We start from the raw sequence: 15420 nt of genomic DNA, 5'->3' as shown, positions 1-15420 counted from the left end.
CCTAAAGCCCAGTTTTTTTAATAAAATTGGGCTTCAACTTTTTTTGATAACCACTAAAGTAATATCGTCAAATACTTTTTGCTCCCCGATGTATTGACGCACATCCTCAATCACCGCTCGCTCGATTTCGGCTGCCTCTCGTCCCCGATTTTGAACCACCACTTCAATTAAGCGCTCTATCCCATATTCAACATTATTAATATCGAAGGCTTCGGTAATTCCATCGGTATACAGAACAACAACATCTCCAGAATTTAACGGGATTTCAGTTGAAGCGATAAAGTCGGAAATGTCGGCTTCTAAACCGAGGGGAAAGCCGAGATCGATCGTATCGATGCGCTCGACTTCACCATCATTTCGCACGACGATCGCTTCTTCGTGCTGTCCGCTCAAACGCAGACTTTGGTTTTGATATTCCAGTAAAGACAGACTCATATTTTTATTGGCATCCATCCGCTCGACGTTATCAAAGATCGTTTGGTTGACCGTTTGCAAAAACTTAGCGGGATTAGTTTCGCCCTGCGTTAACAAAGTCCGAATTGCGGTTTGAGCCATAATCATTAGAACGCCACTTTCCAAACCGTGTCCGGTGACATCGCCAATACTAATCATTGCTTTATCGCCGCGACGGAGAACATCGTAATAGTCGCCGCCAACTTCCTCTGCCGGTTCCATAAATCCGGAAATTGTTATTCCTTCGATCGCTTCGAGTTCTGCGGGTTTCGGTAGAATCATTTGTTGCAGGCGGCGAGTAACTTCGAGTTCGGCACTCATCCGCAGATTTTCGGCTCTGAGTCGCTCGTTTAAGACTAAAATCTCTGCATTGGCTGTGGCGAGTTCTTCGGTGCGTTCTTCGACTTTCTGCTCTAAGTTTTGGTAAAGTTGAGCATTTTCAATGGAGATAGAAGCTTGGGCAGAAAGGATGCTTAATACGGCTAATCGGTCTGCGGTGAAAGCGCCAGTTGTGAGATTATTTTCTAGGTAGACGATGCCGATGAGTTTGCCCTGATTGATAATGGGGGCGCAGAGGACAGATTTAGGTTGGGCGGCGAGGATATAGGGGTCGTTGATAAATTGTCCTTCTTGAGTTGCGTCGTTGAGGACGATGCTTTCTTGAGTGCGAGCGACGTAGTTGACGATGGAGGCGGAGAGGAGGGGCGTTTGTTGGTCGGGGTCTAGGGTGTCGATGGGAAGGGAGCGGAGCAGTCGAACGTCTTCAACATCGACGGTTCCTTCGGCTTCAATCGCCCAGTTGCCGGCAGTTTCTAGGAGCAGCAAACCTTTTTGCGCGCCAGCATTTTCAATGACGATTTTCATGAGTTTTTGCAGGAGTTTTTCGGTGTCGATTTCGCCGGAAATGGTTTGAGAGGCTTTGACGATTGTGTTTAAATCGAGTCCTTTACCGTTAGAACCCGTAGTAGTTACTGTGCTATCTGTCGTTGATGTAATGTTATCTATATTATTAGATTTGTTGTGGATATTTGATTTTAATAAATATTGTGAATAGTCTTCTTCTAACTTTTTCACTTTCGCTTTTGCACCCCACTGACTGTAACAAAAATAAGCATCATTGAGGTAAAATCGACCTGTTTCTTTTCTGCCTAGGGAAAAATAAAATTCGGCAGCACGTTCAGAAGCTAAGGCTTCCTCATGGATAAATCCTCCTTCTCTAGCTCCTAGAATCGCTTGCTCGTACAGTTCCGTTGCTTCCCAATTTTGTCCGAGTAGCCGCGCCCTTTCTGCTTCAACTAACTGATACTTATGTTGAAAGTTTTCTGGGCAATGAGATGCCCAAATCTTTAAGATTTCTTGGTTTCTCGATACTCGCTCTAATGCTTCTTCGTTGCGATCGCTACTATTAGAAAAATAGCCAGCAAGTATAGCAAGAGAATGGTAAAAATTATGCTGCACTGCCACAATATATGCTGCCGAACTAGCAGCATATTCATCCGCTTTAATTGTACTCACTATTGCGAGATCGTAGTCTTTGAAAAAGTAGTATGAAATAGTTTTTGCTAGGTAAGTGCTGAAGAGCAACCATGCTGCTTGCTCTTGAGTCCACTGTTCGAGTAACTTCTCTTCTTCTTCGGGAGAGTCACCAGCAACTAAACAATATCGTTCTGAGTATCCTTCAAGTAAACTTTTAGCAGTCTTACTTGAATTTTTCATATAAAAGACAGTATATGCTTGTTTTAATTTATCTGCTAATTTTATATATTTTTCGTATCTTTTAATCACGCGATCGAGAGGAATACCAGCAAAGAGAGAAAATAGACAATAAGCTGAAGCATTAAAAGAAGCTGTTTCTATATCTCCAGTCTCCAAGCCAACATTAAGCGCCTCTCTCAACATTTCAATAATATTACTGTTGCGAATTGACTCTTTCCAAGGGCGAATAAATCCGTTGAGATAGTGTAAAACTAGAGACTTAGATTCTCGACGATTAGTTTCTTCCAACAACCTTAACGACAGTTTTCCAAACCGATATCCTGACTCAACATCTTTCTTAGCGCACAGAAGTGTCCCAAAATAAATGTATGCACCAGCCGCTTGAGGTGCATTACCGTAAGCGATACAAAGATTCACTTCAGTCATTATGACTAGAGAGTAAAGAAGCGGAGTTGTAATGATTGCAGCCGAACTGACGCTCAGCAAAATTCTAACCGCCGCCAGCTTATTGGAATCTTTCATATCTGGCAAGTTGAATAAATTTTCAACTTGCTTATTTTTCAGAAGCAATTCTATTGATTCTTGTGCGGCATTAACTTGCTGGATAGTCGGCTCTTTGGGAAGAACTATTTCTAATAGTTCTAAAACTTTTATTGCAAGGTCTACCGCTGCATTAAGTTCCATTCTTGCAATGTGAGACAGAATTTTCAACTCATAAACCTTAATCCGATCGAGAAGGGTTTTAGCCCGTTCGAGAATAATTGCAGAAAACTGTTCTGCTGCCTCAAACTGAGTAGTAACGTATTGCATCTCTACCAATTCTAGATGGAGAGATAGGGTTAACTCATAAGTATCTTCCCAGCTATCGTATGACAAAAGAACGATTCCCGTTTCTAAGTATTTAAGGGCAGATTCGTAAGCGGCTGCACTTTTAGCTTTTCTAGCCGCAATTAGATTGAAACGAGCGAGATCGTGTCTTTGCGATCGCTCGGCAATTAAAGATTGACCGATATTGAAGTGGTTAACTAGAGAGAAAATACGATCTTCTAACTTTTCGGAGGCAATATTTTCCAAAAGGAGTTGACCGATTCTTAGGTGAACTTCCTTTTTTCGCTCTTCTGGTATGAGTGCGTAGGCGGCTTGCTGAACGCGATCGTGCAAAAATCTGTAGGAAATTGAAGAGGAATATTTAGGGACGAAAGTTGGAGAAAATTCAGCATTATCTGCGGATATTTCCCGATGCCAATGCAAAGGAATTTTGTAAGCGTCGCTCAACGGTAAAACTAAACCTTCTTGCAGGGCGGGATAAAGCTCAATCGCAGTCTCTGATATAGATTGGGCGTTAACAACGGCAAGAACTTCTAGATCGAATTGGTTTCCAACGCAGGCAGCTAACTTTAAAATATTCTGCGTTTTAGGAGCGAGCTTCCTCATTTTGCCGATTGTGAGTTCGACAACATTCTGGCTGGTTTCGACTGCTTGAATTTGCTCGATATTCCATTTCCACACCCACTGTAAAGAGTCAAAGTATAGTAATCCTTCTGTATATAAAAAATTGAGCAATTGCGTCACGAAGAAGGGATTGCCATCGGTCTTGTTGAAGACTAGATCTACCAAAGTTTTAACTTTTTCTGGTGAAGCACCAAGGGTATCAGCAATCAATTGGCTAACGCAATCGCGCTGCAATGGGGAAATGGGAACGAGTCTGACGAGCAAACCGATATTTTGAACCTGTTCTAAAGTCTGCATCAGAGGATGAGTCGGAGTGACTTCATTATCTCTGTATGCTCCCACGATTAATAAATACTGGCTTTCGCGATCGCTCATTAGGAGTTCTAGTGCTTTCAACGATGCTAAGTCTGCCCACTGAAGATCGTCGAGAAAGATAACGAGAGGATGTTCTTTCTTCGTAAAAACTCCAATAAATTTTTGAAACACTAAGTTGAAGCGATTTTGAGATTCCGTCGGCCCTAACGACGGGATGGGGGGCTGTTTGCCTAGAATTGATTCTAATTCGGGAATTGCGTTAATAAGAATCTGCCCATTACTACCCAAAGCCTCCAAAAGATTCTGTTTCCAAATTTGGATTTGCGCTTCGCTCTGTGCGAGTAGCTGCCGTATCAATCCTTGGAAAGCTTGAATTAGGGCAGCATAAGGGATGTTTCGCGTATACTGATCGAACTTACCGCTAATGAAATTCCCTCCTTGTTGGAGAATCAATTTCCGAAGCTCGTTGACGATCGCTGACTTGCCCACTCCAGAGTAGCCAGCGAGGAGAGCCATTTCAGTCTTCCCTTGCACGACTTGCTCGAAGGCAGATAAAAGTCCGGCAATCTCCTCCTCGCGACCGTAGAGTTTTTGGGAAATTTGTAGGCGAGTGGGAATGTCTCTTTCGCCGAGCGGAAATTCTGCGATTTGACCCGTGCTTTGTAACTGCTGCCAACAGATTTCTAGATCTGCCTTCAGTCCCAGAGCGCTGCTATATCGTTCCTCGGCTGTTTTCGACATCAATTTAAGAACGATGTCCGAAATTGCTTTGGGAATATGACTATCTATTAAGTGGGGAGCGATCGCTTGTTTGGCAATGTGGGAGTGTACCAACTCCATCGGCTCTGCGGTCTCAAAAGGCAATCGATGGGTCAGTAATTGATAGAAAGTGATTCCGAGCGAGTAAAGATCGCTGCGAGAATCGATCGCTCGGTTCATTCTGCCAGTTTGCTCGGGAGAAATATAGGCTAAGGTTCCTTCTAGGCGATCGATGCTGGTAAGGGTGGGGTTTTCCTGGGATAAGATGGCGGAAATTCCGAAGTCAATGATTTTAAGCTGACCGGTTTCGGGGTTATAGACGATGTTAGAGGGATTGATGTCTTTGTGGATGATGTTGGCGGCATGAATCGCACTTAAAGTCTCAGCGATCTGGCGTGCGATAATAATAAATTCCTCTAGAGTGAATTTGCGTTGTGCCATCCAAAACTTTAAGGATTCCCCACCAAAATCCTCTAAAAACATGGCAAGACTGTTTTGATATCTCTGCAAGTCATAGACCTTTACCACACCCTCTAGATTTAGAGAGCGGGTAATTTCATACTCTTGCTTGTATCGCGTAAGTTCCTCTACGGTGGGATAGTCTTCTTTCAGAATCTTCAGAATAATCGGTCGGTCATCTCGCTCCCAGATAGCTCTATAAACTATAGAGTTAGCACTTTCGTATATTTTGGAAATAATTTGGTAGCGATCTCTATTGTTCGCAATCATTAATAATACCTCGGGCTTCTAGCTTCATTGAATGAACGGCGCTTGCCCAATGACGAGCGAGCGTTTAAATCGGACTCCGAATTGATGTTGACAGTCTTTTTTTTGAATTTCTTACTATGTTAAACCGTAGAAACGGGCGGGATTTTCCCAAAGTATTTTTTTTATTGCGTCTTCAGGCAATCGCTGATGAAGCCATTGATTAACCTCGAAAACCTCGGGTTCATCTTCATCAAGCTTCCAATGAATGTGAGGGTAGTCGGAACCAAATAGTAAGTTATCAGCACCGATCTCCTCAATAATGCGCTCTAGGTAGGGTTCTGAAGGCTCGAAGGTAACAAAGCACTGGCGACGAAAATATTCTGAAGGTTTCATTTTCACCGTCTCCTTAACTTCCCAGAAATGGCACTCGTATTCTTCATCTAACCGCCACAACCAGTAGGGAAGCCAACCGCACCCCGATTCTAGAAATCCGACTTTCAGTCTGGGATAACGCTCTAACACGCCCCCTTCAATTAAGGCGAGCAGAGCCATCATCTGTTCCATCGGATGCGAGCAGGAGCGCAAGGCGAAACGGGTGTTAAATCGGTCGGCTCCGGCGCTCGGCAAGCGACTGTGAGTACCTTCATGAATCCCTACGGCTATTCCTAAATCTTCGCACTCTTGCCAGAATCCTTCGTAAACCGGATCGCTCAGCAGTCGCCCTTTTACGGGATTGGGACGCAAACAGACCGCTTTCCAGCCCAATTTAGCGATTCGATGGAGTTCTGCCACCATTTCTTCGGGAGCGTGACGGTTAACGATCGCGATACCTTTCAGTCTTCGGGGATCGTAGCTACAAAAGTCTTGCAACCAGTTATTATAAGCGCGGGTAAAAGCCCCCGCTACTGAAGGGGCTAGCGCGTCAACGGATTGAATCGCCAATCCGAGAGTTGGATAAATAAAGGAAACATCGATTCCCATTTCTTGCATGGTTGCCAGGTGTAACTTATTGGTGAATCCTTTGTGTCTTGCAAGGGGATAGGCTTTGAAAATTTGCTGACTCCAATGAGCGACAACCTCTTGAGAGACTTTTTGATAAATTGGCTCCCCCTGAATTTTCATCTCGGCGGATGGCGCAAAGCTTTTATACTCAGGTTCTAAATACTCCTGCCACATATGCAGAGGCTCGAAGACGTGGGCATCGGCATCAATGATTTGATAGTCGTTAGGCATAAGTTTTAACCTCTGACGATTTGGCAATAGCGATCGCATCCTGATGGAAAAAGGGTTGAATTTTACCTCCCCTCCACCGCTCACATCCACATGGGAAAAGGGTTGAGTTGATTTTCTGCCAATGGCTTCTCCAACCCACCCATTTTGACGGGAACTTCATAGAGTCGTCCCGCCCCCAACCGTCTCCACCAATGACGCATTCCCGGAACAATAACTTTAACAACCTTCAATCCGATATCGGGTCGAGTTTGATTCAACACTAGCATTTCCATACCGTTCTGTTCGACAATTTGCTGGCAGGTTGCTACATCTTCCAAGAGATCGTCGCAGCTAAGCTGGGGGTAATCGCTAGAAACTTTTGGGGGAAGACTTTCATCGCTGACCAAATAGGGGAGAGTCTCCAAGGTCGCCGTTTTCCACCATTGAATGGCGAGGGGATCTGAAGGAGAAGGATAGCGAGTTGTGCCATCTGGATGGGCAGATAAAACGTTAGGGAGGATCTGGTTTAGCTCGCTTAAAGCTCTACTAACCGCTAGACTCGCATCGAAATGAGCGCCAAAACCGAAAATAATATCTTGTGTTTCGCGGTCGCTTCTCCAACTCACAGCAGCAAAGGCCGGAATGTTTAAATCGCTGGCGATATCTAAAACGCAGAGTTCTCGACCGAGGGTCTGGTAATGGGTTTTCAGGGCAGGGAAATAGGGATCGTCAAAGCTGTTTAGATCTACCTTACGTTTTTTAAGGCGGTTGTACCACCATAAAGCCACGCAGTCCCGTTCTACCAGTTCCAGAAAACCCTGTAAGATGGCCTCTTCTAAATGATTGCCCGCTGCACAACCGTTAGAGTCAGCCCAACAGTCGAGCTTTGGGTTATACGGATAGCCATAATAGCAGTAAGCGGTTGGGAGATATTTGAATTCGCGATCGCGGAACGACCAGACTGGAGTCCATTCAATTTCTCGTTCTTCATCAAAAATCTCTGGGATTTTTTGAAACCACCCAGAACAGTTCGCATTCCATTCATCGCAGCAAAAGTCGGAATCTCCAAGTCGCTTGTAATATCCAAGACCCAAAGTTCCCGCCCCAATTTTTGATTGTCTGATTCTAGTTCGCGAATGTAGGGGTCGTCAAGACTATCGGAAGCGAGTCGGGGTTTCTGCACGCGGTTATATCCCCAAAAAGCAACGCCGCAAGAGCGTCCAGTTTCCCAATAAAAACGTTCGGGTGCGATTCGGATGTTTGCTATTCGCCGATCTATATAACCCAGATTTTTTTCTATTCCAAAATAATTTGCGAACCCCAACTATCTTGAGGGAGAAAGGCGCGATCGCGCGCGAGGCTAACGGTGGGTTCGGTGAGGGTAAATTCGCCGCGATCGATCCATTGTTTCAACTCCTCCGCTACCTGTCGCGAGAGGGCAATACTGGCTAACGGCGCGGTTCTCACGGTCTTTCCTTCAATCTTAATCCGCCCGCTTTTCAGTTGCGCGTAATTGACCAAACCAAAGGTCGGACGAACCCGCCGGGGAATGGAAAAATCCACTACGGGTGCAACAATTTCTTTATCCCGCACCGCACAGCGCGCCACCACTTCTTCGTGTAACACCGGCAGCGGTATGCCAACGCCTAACATAATCGAGGGGCCGTATTTATAAAAGTAGCATCCCCGCACCCAATAAGGGTTCATTTGCTTAGCATCGCCGATTAACGCGAGGGTTGCCGCAGGGCCGATGGGCGTGCGATTCTCGAGGCGTTTTTGTAGGGGGAAATGCTGCGTTCCCTCCCAACTGATATAACCAATCCCGCCGCCTAAAAAAATGCGCGTCCCAACCCCAATAATTTCTAAATCGGGGTCATTAAAGAGGGGGGAAATCGCGCCGGGATTGGAGTAAACGGCATTTCCCAAGCGCGGTTGCAATGGCCCGAGATAAGTGAAGAGGACGCGATCGCCGCCATTAACCCCGACTAAAAAATTTTGATACAGATTGCGCGGATTGAATAAATAAAATTGGTTAATCGTATCGCGGGTAATCGTTGTTTCAAAAAAAGCCCTCGGATAGCAATCCGTCGCCTGTCCCCGCGCGCGCAGGTTAATGGGTTTGCCCGCGATTAAATCTTCGATAACATGACCGCCGCCGCGTCTGAGGGGAGTTCCGGAAACTTCACTCGCTTCTTGGGAACTCTGTTCGTCCGCCATTGCCGTCGCCCCTAAGTACAAGTCTACTGCCCCCAAACCGGCATAAGCGGGAACGCCATCGAACCAACACTGCCGAATCTTAATGGGCGGATCGGTATGGCCTAAGTTAATCATCGCGCCAGTCGATTCCATCGGCTCGAAAGTCCCGGTCGTAACGACATCGACTTGTTTTGCTGCTTGCGTCACGCCGAGTTCTTGCACCCGCGCTTTCAACTCTTCTACCGTCCAAACAACGGCGCGCTGACTGCCAATTTTTTCATTAATTTCCGCGATCGTCCGCATAGAATTTGCTGCGTGATGGGTCTAGTTAAGCGCGTTCCTCGGAGTCAGGATATCCTTCTCGAAGGGATGGAGGTGTATCGTCCGTTTCCACTGTTGTAAAAGGCGGTTCGGGCGGACGGATAACTTCTCGAATGCGATCGGATATTTCTGTTGTTGCAGGGAGCAATTTTTCTTCCGCAATTGTCCCTTCTAAGGACTGCCCCGATTTTTCCTTTCCTTTGCAGCGATCGAGAACATCCACAATTAAAATTTCAGAGATTAAAACTTGAGCGATAACGGTAAGCGGCAGGGCAAGGAATAACCCTAAAAATCCAAAGATACTGGCAAAAAAGATTTGAGCGAGTAATGTCATCGCTGGCAAAAGCGAAACTTGCCTCGCCATGACAAGGGGAGTTAAAACATTGGTTTCAAGTTGTTGAATGAAAAAGTAAAGTAACAAGACCGCCAGGGGTTTCCAGGGCGCATCGAGGAAACCGATCGCCATTGGCACAACCACGCTTAAAGCAGGCCCGATATTAGGAATTAGGGTAAAAAATGCGGCTAAAATGGCTTGGGACAAAGCGAGGGGAACTCTCAGGGCAAGCAACCCGACAAAGCTGAGCGTCCCAATCACAAACATATTAAATAAAACGCCTACTAGCCATCCCTGTAAGGCATCTTCGCAGCCATCGAGAATTTCATCGGCACGCCGTCGATAGAAGGAAGGAAACAGGCGAATAAACCCCTGACGATAAGGTTGAGGGTTGGCGAGGATCATTAAGGTCAAAATAAAGACCAGCAGAACATTGAGGAGGTTTCCTAGCGTATTGAAGAAAAAGCCCCAGCCTTGGTTAAAGATTCTGTTAGCTAAAGGTTGAAGTTGTTTGGCTAGCTCGTTGGGAGCGGGAATTAATTGAACGAATCTTGGGTCGAGACGAGCTTCGAGTTGCCGAAACCAAGTATCGAGTTTTTGCAAACTTTCGATAATACGAGTCGCGAGTTGTTGAAACTGATCGGTAAAGGAGGGGACAATCAGCCAAAATACGCCAATAATAATTGAAAAGACGAGAACGAGAGAGAGAAAAACTGCCTGACTCCGTTTCGGTACGAAGCGTTGCAACTTTTTGACGAGAAAGCCTAAAGCAACGGCAAGAATAACAGCAGTTAAAAACAGCAGTACCAGTTGCCGAATCTGCCACAAAATATATAAAGAAACAACGAGGACAATTAAGCCCAACCACTGACCGAATTTCACAACTGCTTTCTCCTTACTTAATTTCCCGATCTAAAAATTCTCGCATATACTGATTGACTAATTCGGGTCTTTCCTGTTGTACCCAATGGCTGCAATTTGGGATGTAATGAATTTGAAAATCTCGCACAAGCGCTTCAGTTCCGTGGGTTAATTCTTTGCCGAGTGCGGTATCTTCTTCGCCCCAAATGAGTAAGGTTGGAACTTCGAGAATGTTCCAGGGGCGCGATCGCGTTAGGATAGGAAAAACATTGCGGTAGTAGTTGAGCATTGCCGTTAATGCCCCCGGCTTTCCTGCCGCATTTTGAAAGGCTTGCAGGTCAGTGGGGGCAAAGGCACTTTTGTCAATCGCCATTTGAGAGAAAGCGTCTGCGATCGCAGAACAATCGTTCAGTCCGAGTAGGAATTCTGGCAGCCAAGGCAATTGAAAAAAGAAGATATACCAACTGCGTAGGAGTTGCCGGGGATTGGTTTGCAAGCCTTCGGCAAACTTGGCCGGGTGGGGAAGATTGAGGACAATCAGTTTATCGAGAAGCTGGGGAAAGCGATCGGCGAAAAACCATGCGATCGCGCCTCCCCAATCGTGTCCGACTAAAACGCAGCGTTCGTAGCCCAAAGCCCTAATAACCCCTTCGACATCGCCCAGCAATTCTTCCATGCGATAGGCGTTGACATCCTGGGGTTTTTCGCTGTCGTTATAGCCGCGCAAATCGAGGGCAACAACTTTGTAATCCTTCGCGAACTCGGGAATTTGATGCCGCCAAGAGTACCAAAATTCCGGAAAACCGTGCAGCATTAACATCAAAGGCCCTTCCCCTTGGGTCACGTAATGCAATCGCACGCCGTTCGTGGTTATAAATTCGTGTTGCCAAGCTGTTTCGAGTAGAGACATGGATGGGAAATTAGGGGCAGTCGCGATCGGAAACTTGCTGTCTTAACAGTCAGATGTAAAAGCGCGATCGCTCTGCGCTCCCCATCAGCAAAGTCACTGAAATTACCCCATTAAAATGACATTATCGATAATATGAATTACGCCATTATCGACTTCAATATCGGGGGCAATCACCGTTGCATTTTTAACCTCAAATCCATCCGAACAATCAATCGGAATTGGCGAACCTTCCAGGGAAGTTACGGATTGAACCTTTTCGAGGTCTGCTTTCATCAGTTTGCCCGCTACGACGTGATAGGTCAAAATTCGACCTAATTGAGGCGGCGATTTAACTAAAGATTCTACGGTTCCCGGCAGGAGCTTAGCAAAAGCATCGTCATTGGGCGCAAAGACAGTAAATGGCCCGGGACTTTTAAGGGCATCGACTAAGCCTGCAATCTGGACGGCGGTGACTAAAGTCTGGAACGAACCCGCACTGACAGCAACATCAACGATATCCGGCATAAATTTTGAGTGGCAACGAGGTCATAGAATTTTGACTGACTCCCATTAAATATAAACTGAAACGGTTTTTTACTGAGTGCAATAGGCGCTCAAGTTGCCGATCGCATCGTTTTGTTGGCTATAGATCTCGATCGCCTTGAGATAGAGCGAGGCGCTTTTAGACAACGCATCGAGCGATGCTTTATCGGTTTTTGCCGAGACTTGGTTCGCGGCGATCTGGGCTTTCGCTGCATCTTGGAAGCGCTGACTTTCTTCCTTGTACAAATTGGCGATGCTCGATTGATATTCCTTAAGTTTGGCATCGGTAATGCCAACCGATTCCACTTGTTCGGCTTTTTGCTCGGCGAGATCGGCTTGTCGAATCATTTGCTCGGATTTCGGCGCGCGATCGGCAGGAGCTTGGGGATTGCTTCGAGCGGCGATTTCGAGCAAGTTTTTACATTGGCTAACTTTAGCGCTGGTGCAACTTGTGGCGAGGAAGCTGAGACAGGCGAGCGCGAGCGCGAACAGAGAACGCAACCATTGCATCAAAACGGAACTCCTCATCAATGACTGTAGAGATTTGATGGCTCAATTCTAGGATATTAGCGCCCTCTTCCGAAAAAGTCTGAAGAGCGATTGTAGTTCTCTCTCGATACGGGTAGATTCGAGGCGTGCGCGTCCCAGAAAGCCGATATTGCTGAATTTTACCCCCTCCAGAGGAGGTTGTGAATTTGAAGACGATCCGAAAATGGCTCATTGTCGGTGCAGCAGAAGTTCTGCTCTCGCTCGTGCTGTTATCTGTTGCGCCAATTTTCCTCAACTCCAACAAACCCGCGATCGGTTTTGCGATCTGGTTGGCTGTCCCCAGTTTATTGGGCAGTTCGGGATTATACGTCGGATTGCGCGCTGCCGATGCCAAAAAAGCCAGAACTCTATTTTTAAAGCGCTTTCCCGAATACGACGCGATCGCACTCGCTGAATTTTTAGACATTTCCTCCCAACAAGTTCTCGAATCCCTCGAAATGCTCGATGTATTGCAAAGCGATCCCGATTTTCAAGCACTACATCTCACTCCTATGGAATTGTTAAAAGGAATCAAAAAGCGATGAACGTTAAACAAACTTTGGTTTCAATGACATTGCTGCTCGGTTTGGGTTCCGGACTCGCCTCTTGCGGTGTCGTACCGGGAACCAGCGTTAAGACAGTAGAACCCGGTTATGCGGGCTTAAAAATTCAACTCTACGGCGGTAACAAAGGAATTGAAAATGCCAAACTCGTCACGGGGCGAGTCTGGTATAACGGCTATACCGAACAAGTTGTGATTTTCCCAACCTTTATTAATACTTATCCCTTTACTCAAGCGGCTACCGAAGGCTCGACCAACGATGAATCGGTTACATTCTCGGTAGGAGGAAGCCCGGTTTCTGCCGATGTTGGTGTTTCTTTTGGCTTCACAACCGATCCCATTTCGGGTAATAAAACCAAACTTCATCAATTCTATGAAACCTATCGAAAAACGCCGGAACAGTTTCGCGCGAATGAGTTACGAAACGGGCTTCGCAACTGTTTTGCCGATGTTGCCGAAAACTTTAATTTAACGCCTTCGATGTTGCCCACCAATCAACAAAAGTTAGTCAAAGGAGTGATAGATTGTACTCAAAATCGCTTCCCGACGATTGTTGTCCAAGATGTATCGCTGCTAGGCCCGATGCGTTTGCCGCCCGATATTCAAAAGAGTATCAACGAACAATTTGCAGCGCAACAAGCCGCTAAAACTTCAGAGTTTAATCGCAAAAAGGTAGAGGCAGAAGCGGCGGCAGATGTCGCAAAAGCGAAGGGCGAGGCGCAAGTTACAATCGAGCAAGCAAAAGCCGAAGCCGAGGCAAACCGCTTGCGCGCCGGTTCGATTACGCCGCAATTGCTGGAGTTAGAGCGCTTGCGGGTGGAACGGGCGAGGGTTGAAAAGTGGAATGGGGAACAAGCGCCGACGATTCAAACGCCAAATGTCCAAATTGGTGGGAACCGAGCAGCCGTTGCTCCTTCTCCGAATTAACATAATTCGTAATTGATAATTCGGAGTTCGTAATGATTAGATAAGAACTGAAATCGGGGGCTTGAATATCGGTGCTGGGCATCGATCTACTTTTTCCTGAATGGCACTGATTTAACCCACATTCCGCACGACAAATAGTAGCCCTCTGTGCGACATAGCTCGGCCTCGGTTTCTCACGCTCTGATACCGAGGTTTTTCGCCCTTTTTAGAATCCAATCCCAATCTCAACTGCCATTTTGGGAAAAATGGCGCAATCCCAGCTTACCCCATCTCAGAAATTGAAATGGAGTCGTTCGCTCTCAATTGTTAGCTATCGGTCTTATTCAGCGACCAGATAATAGCGCTGACAAGCTGGCGGAAAGAACTTCAACATTAACAAGCGTTCCTCATTTAAATTAGAAACTTGTATCCCCTTGCCCAAATCGAAGACATGAATGGCTTGAAAACATTGAAATATCCACCTTAAAGTCGGACGCTGGGTCGGACGACCTAATTGATTGGGAACTGTCGCTTCTCGACGTTGCAATTCAGAGCGCAACTGACGTTGACCCAAACTATAAACTAACAAGCATAAACCCATAATTAAACCCAAAGCTTCAATCCGTTGGGGCGACTTGAGAAACACACTATCGGTTAAGAACATCGGGTCTTTCAGAAATCGAAATCCTCTCTCGACCGCTTGTTGACCTTTATAATGGCTTAACATCTCCTCATGACTTAAGGCTTGCTCATCGAGAACATTCGTCGCCAGGATAAAGCGTCCAGCCGCCACTTTAAGGGGGGCTAATTTTTCCGGAGATTCGCCGGCTGTTGCTGTGACTCGATACGCTGAAGACTGATTCTGCTTTTTCGAGGATGGCGGAATTTCTTCTATTTTAATTTCCCCTAATTGATGATACTTAGCCTTCTTGAAGAGTTTCTGAGCCGCCTGACGTGCATCCGGGATACAGGCAAAAGTTTGTCGGCTGAGTTGTCGCAGTTCGGTCGCCAGTTTTTGCGCGGCTTTCTCGAAGTTTTTGTTGAGTTTTTTTAAGTCTGATTCTCGTCTTTTTTCGCTTTCGACTAACAACCAGCGTTGCTCGATTCCACTGTCGTTTTGAGAGAGGGCGCTATACCTGTAACCCTCTGTATCACTGGCGATTAGCTCTTCGGAGGGGATTTGATTCACGATTTTTTGGGCGGCTTTGACTGTTAAGGGAACTCGCGTCAGCCATTTTAAGTTGCTACTCAGTGCTAAGTTCTCTCGGCTGTAGAATGCACAATCTGCTACGAATAAGCTCTCCCAGTCTATTTCTTTTTTGAACTGTTGCAGAATCTTCGCAAATTGTTGGCTGTCTGATGCGTTTCCCGAATTCGTTTTCAGCCACAAGGGGATATCTCCATCCCCGCTACAGATTAAGTCTAATGTAAATTGTTTCAGGTCGGGTCTATGGTCTCTCGAGTATCCATAGGTGATCTCTATGCAGCGCGGTTCTAAGTTCTCTTCTTGAAGGGGGTCATGGGTGTTATATTCTCCATGCACGTGAAATGAACTGCTATCTAAGTGTAGAACCTCTGTGCAAATGTCGTATTTTTTCACCAAGGCGAGTGCGACTTGCATGAAGATGTTGCTTAAGCCTTTTTCCCAAAGTCTGTCTAGGATTC

Annotated in this window: 11 protein-coding genes; 2 read left to right on the top strand and 9 right to left on the bottom strand. The window is 46.1% G+C overall.

What is annotated here, in order from left to right; translation table 11 throughout:
* Positions 1-33: 33 nt before the first annotated feature.
* The 8 genes from H6G50_RS13215 to H6G50_RS13180 all read right to left on the bottom strand — a co-directional run bounded on the left by H6G50_RS13215 (position 34) and on the right by H6G50_RS13180 (position 12287).
* Positions 34-5424 carry an AAA family ATPase gene (locus tag H6G50_RS13215; protein WP_190716978.1) on the bottom strand — a complete coding sequence of 1797 codons (5391 nt, stop codon included), beginning with the start codon at positions 5422-5424 and terminating at the stop codon, positions 34-36.
* A gap of 114 nt (positions 5425-5538) precedes the next feature.
* Positions 5539-6636 (bottom strand): amidohydrolase family protein, encoded by a 1098-nt coding sequence (locus H6G50_RS13210; RefSeq protein ID WP_190716976.1) that lies wholly within the window; start codon positions 6634-6636, stop codon positions 5539-5541.
* Between the two features lie 80 nt (positions 6637-6716).
* Positions 6717-7709 (bottom strand): YcaO-like family protein, encoded by a 993-nt coding sequence (locus tag H6G50_RS13205; RefSeq protein WP_199302905.1) that lies wholly within the window; start codon positions 7707-7709, stop codon positions 6717-6719.
* Between the two features lie 202 nt (positions 7710-7911).
* Positions 7912-9114 carry a homocysteine biosynthesis protein gene (locus H6G50_RS13200; protein WP_190716974.1) on the bottom strand — a complete coding sequence of 401 codons (1203 nt, stop codon included), beginning with the start codon at positions 9112-9114 and terminating at the stop codon, positions 7912-7914.
* A gap of 25 nt (positions 9115-9139) precedes the next feature.
* Complete coding sequence (locus tag H6G50_RS13195) at positions 9140-10348, bottom strand: AI-2E family transporter (protein WP_190716972.1); 1209 nt, start codon at positions 10346-10348, stop codon at positions 9140-9142.
* Positions 10349-10361: 13 nt separating this feature from the next.
* The gene (locus H6G50_RS13190; protein WP_190716970.1) at positions 10362-11237 is read right to left on the bottom strand and encodes an alpha/beta hydrolase; all 876 of its coding nucleotides are present in this window, start codon (positions 11235-11237) and stop codon (positions 10362-10364) included.
* Between the two features lie 102 nt (positions 11238-11339).
* Positions 11340-11741 carry a fasciclin domain-containing protein gene (locus tag H6G50_RS13185; RefSeq protein ID WP_190716966.1) on the bottom strand — a complete coding sequence of 134 codons (402 nt, stop codon included), beginning with the start codon at positions 11739-11741 and terminating at the stop codon, positions 11340-11342.
* A 69-nt stretch (positions 11742-11810) separates the two neighbouring features.
* Positions 11811-12287 carry a hypothetical protein gene (locus H6G50_RS13180; protein WP_190716964.1) on the bottom strand — a complete coding sequence of 159 codons (477 nt, stop codon included), beginning with the start codon at positions 12285-12287 and terminating at the stop codon, positions 11811-11813.
* A gap of 161 nt (positions 12288-12448) precedes the next feature.
* On the opposite strand from H6G50_RS13180, the gene H6G50_RS13175 reads away from it, so the two are divergent.
* Positions 12449-12832: a hypothetical protein gene (locus H6G50_RS13175; protein ID WP_190716962.1), complete on the top strand. Its 384-nt coding sequence runs from the start codon at positions 12449-12451 to the stop codon at positions 12830-12832.
* On the top strand, positions 12829-13776 hold the full coding sequence (locus H6G50_RS13170; protein WP_199302903.1) for an SPFH domain-containing protein: 948 nt from the start codon (positions 12829-12831) through the stop codon (positions 13774-13776). The genes H6G50_RS13175 and H6G50_RS13170 overlap by 4 nt, the downstream gene beginning before the upstream one ends.
* 319 nt (positions 13777-14095) lie before the next feature.
* Here H6G50_RS13170 and H6G50_RS13165 read toward each other — a convergent pair.
* The coding region (locus H6G50_RS13165; RefSeq protein ID WP_199302901.1) for an IS1634 family transposase at positions 14096-15420 on the bottom strand (1325 nt) is incomplete at its 5' end.

Origin of the sequence: Oscillatoria sp. FACHB-1406, from assembly GCF_014698145.1 — a bacterium.
GTDB lineage: Bacteria > Cyanobacteriota > Cyanobacteriia > Cyanobacteriales > Spirulinaceae > FACHB-1406.
This window is presented reverse-complemented; position numbering and strand designations above follow the sequence as displayed.